Source organism: Micromonospora zingiberis, from assembly GCF_004331455.1.
Lineage (GTDB): Bacteria > Actinomycetota > Actinomycetes > Mycobacteriales > Micromonosporaceae > Micromonospora > Micromonospora zingiberis.
Map to the genome: position 1 here is coordinate 1 of NZ_SJJR01000045.1, position 2,973 is coordinate 2,973.

The window sequence follows — 2,973 nt, forward strand, 5'->3', positions numbered from 1 at the left end:
GTTTGTCGTTTGGGTTGCCGGGGGTTTCGGCGGTGTCGACGGTGACGGGTGAGTTGGTGACGTCGGAGTGGTCGGATCCGGAGTATTGGGTGGGGCAGGTCCGTTCCACCGTCCGATTCCACGACGCGATCCGCACCGCCCACCGCCTCGGTGCCCGTACGCTGCTCGAGATCGGACCCGACGCCGTACTCAGCGGACTCGCCGCCGACACCCTCACCACCATCCCCACCCTGCGTCGAGACCAACCCGAACCCGACGCCGTACGCACCGCAGCCGCCACGCTGTGGGCCACCACCGGCGCAGACACCGACCGGGCCGCCGTCCTGGCCGGCACCGACGCCCGCCGCCGTGCCCTACCCACCTATCCGTTCCAGCGCCGCCGCTACTGGATGCACCCGGCCCGCAGCGCCGACACGGGTCCACGGCCGGCCGGGCACCCGCTGCTCACCGCCGCCGTCACCCTCGCCAACGGCGACACCACCGTGTACACCGGCGAACTGTCCACCACCGCCCAACCCTGGTTGGCCGACCATCGCCTACACGGCACCGTCGTACTCCCCGGTGCCGCCCTGGCCGACCTGCTCGCCACCATCGGCGTACAGACCGGGCACCCCCACCTGACCGACCTCGTCACCACCGCACCGGTCACCCTGCCCGGCGACCAGCCACTCGACCTGCAGATCACCGTCACCGGCCACGACGACGGCCGCCGCACCGCCGAGGTGTTCACCCGCCCCGCCACCACCGACGACACCCACTGGCAGCGTCACGCCACCGCCGTACTGGACGACACCCCACCCGAGGACCAGCCGGACACCCGCGTCCCGACCGCCGCCACCGAGATCGACCTCGACGACATGTACGACCGGCTGACCGACCACGGCTACGACTACGGCCCCGCGTTCCGCGGCCTGCAACGCCTGCACCGCCACGGCGACGACCTGTACGCGGAGATCACCGGCCCCGACAACACCGGACACACGATCCACCCGGGGCTGCTCGACGCCGCACTACACGCCCTGCTGCCCGGCGTCGCCGCCGACAGCCCGGCCAGACTGCCGTTCGCCTGGGCCGGCACCCACCTGACCGGCACCACAGCCACCACCCTGCGCGCCCGGATCACGCCACTCGGACCGGAATCCGTCCGCCTCACCGTCACCGACGACACCGGCGAACCGGTCGCCTCCGTCCGTCAACTCACCCTGCGCCCGATCGACCCCGACCAGTTCCGTCCATCCCGCGGCGACCTGCGCTTCCGGCCGCAGTGGCGAGCACATCCGACGCCCGGCCGCGCCCCGCAGGCCACCGCGGACGGCGGCACCCATCCGGACGTACTGATCGTCCCGGTCGCCGCGACCGGCGCGGACCCGGCCGTCCGCGCCCGCACCGCCGTCCACGACACCCTCGCCGTACTCCGCGATCACCTCACCGGTGAACCCGGGCCACGCCTCGTCATCGTCCCGCCCAGCGACGACCCGCTCACCGCCGCCGCCGTCGCCGGCCTGGTCCGCAGCGCCCGCACCGAGAATCCCGGCCGCATCGTGCTCGTCGACACCGACGGCACCGACGCCTCCCACACCGCCCTGCTACGCGAGGCCCTCGGCGACGAACCCGACCTGCGCATCCGCGACGGCGAGGTGACCGTGCCCCGGCTCGAACCGGCCGGACCGCCACCGCAGACCGCCCCCGACTGGGGCGACGGCACGGTACTGATCACCGGCGGCACCGGCGCCCTGGGCGCCGCCCTGGCCCGCCACCTGGTCACCCGACACGGCGTCCGTGACCTGCTGCTGACCAGCCGCACCGGCCCGCACGCTCCCGGCGCCGCCAGCCTCACCGCAGAGCTGACCGAGCTGGGCGCCCGCGTCCACCTCGCCGCCTGCGACGTCACCGACCGCGCCGCCCTGGCCGGCCTGCTGGACCGGCATCCCACGCTCAGCGCCGTGGTGCATGCCGCCGGCATCAACCGCGACGGCGTCCTTGCCTCGCTCACCACCGAACAGGTCGACGAGGTCCTCGCCGCGAAGGCCGACGCCGCCTGGCACCTGCACGAGCTGACCGCCGACCGGCCGCTCGCCGCGTTCGTCCTCTACTCGTCGATCGCCGGGCTGGTCGGCCCGGCCGGACAGGCCGCGTACGCCGCCGGCAACGCCTTCCTCGACGAACTGGCCCGACACCGGCACGCCGCGGGACTGCCCGCCACCTCGATCGCCTGGGGACTGTGGCAGGACGGCAGCAGCATGTCCGCGGCCCTGACCGACACCGACCGGTCCCGCATCGCCCGCCTCGGCCTGCGCCCCATCGACACCGCCGACGCGCTGGCCGCCCTGGATGCCGCGGTCGCCAGCGCCGACCCGGTGGTCGCCGTGACCGCTCTCGATCCGGCCATGCTGCGCACCTCCACCGACGTACCCGCCGTCCTGCACGGTCTGGCCCCCGGCCGGCGGGCGCGCCGCAGCGGCCAGGGTCCAGCGCCGATCCGACGGATCGCCGCGATGAACCCGCCCGACCGCGCCCGTGCCCTCGCCGACCTGGTCCGCACCCACGCCGCCGCCGTCCTCGGCCACGACGATCCGAGCGCCATCGACCTCGACCGCACCGTCGCCGACCTGGGCTTCGACTCGCTCACCGGAGTGGAACTACGCAACCGGCTGGCCGCCGCCACCGGCCTCACCCTGCCCGCCACCCTGATCTTCGACCACCCCACCCCGGCCGCCCTGGCCGACCATCTCGCCGACCGGCTCACCGGCACCACACCCGCCACCACACCGGCCCCGGCTCCGGTCGTGGTGGTCGACGGTGATCCGGTGGTGATTGTTGGTATGGGTTGTCGTTTTCCGGGTGGTGTGGTGTCGGCGGATGGGTTGTGGGAGTTGGTGTTGGGGGAGCGGGATGCGGTGGGTCCGTTTCCGGGGAATCGGGGTTGGCCGGCGGATTTGGTTGATCCGGATCCGGGGGCGGTGGGTCGTTCGT

General features: G+C 73.8%; 1 protein-coding gene. It reads left to right on the forward strand.

What is annotated here, in order from left to right; all coding sequences use genetic code 11:
* Positions 1–32 precede the first annotated feature (32 nt).
* Positions 33–2,973, forward strand: a 2,941-nt coding sequence (locus E0H26_RS29065) for a type I polyketide synthase (protein WP_131309700.1), incomplete at its 3' end; no start/stop codon positions are given.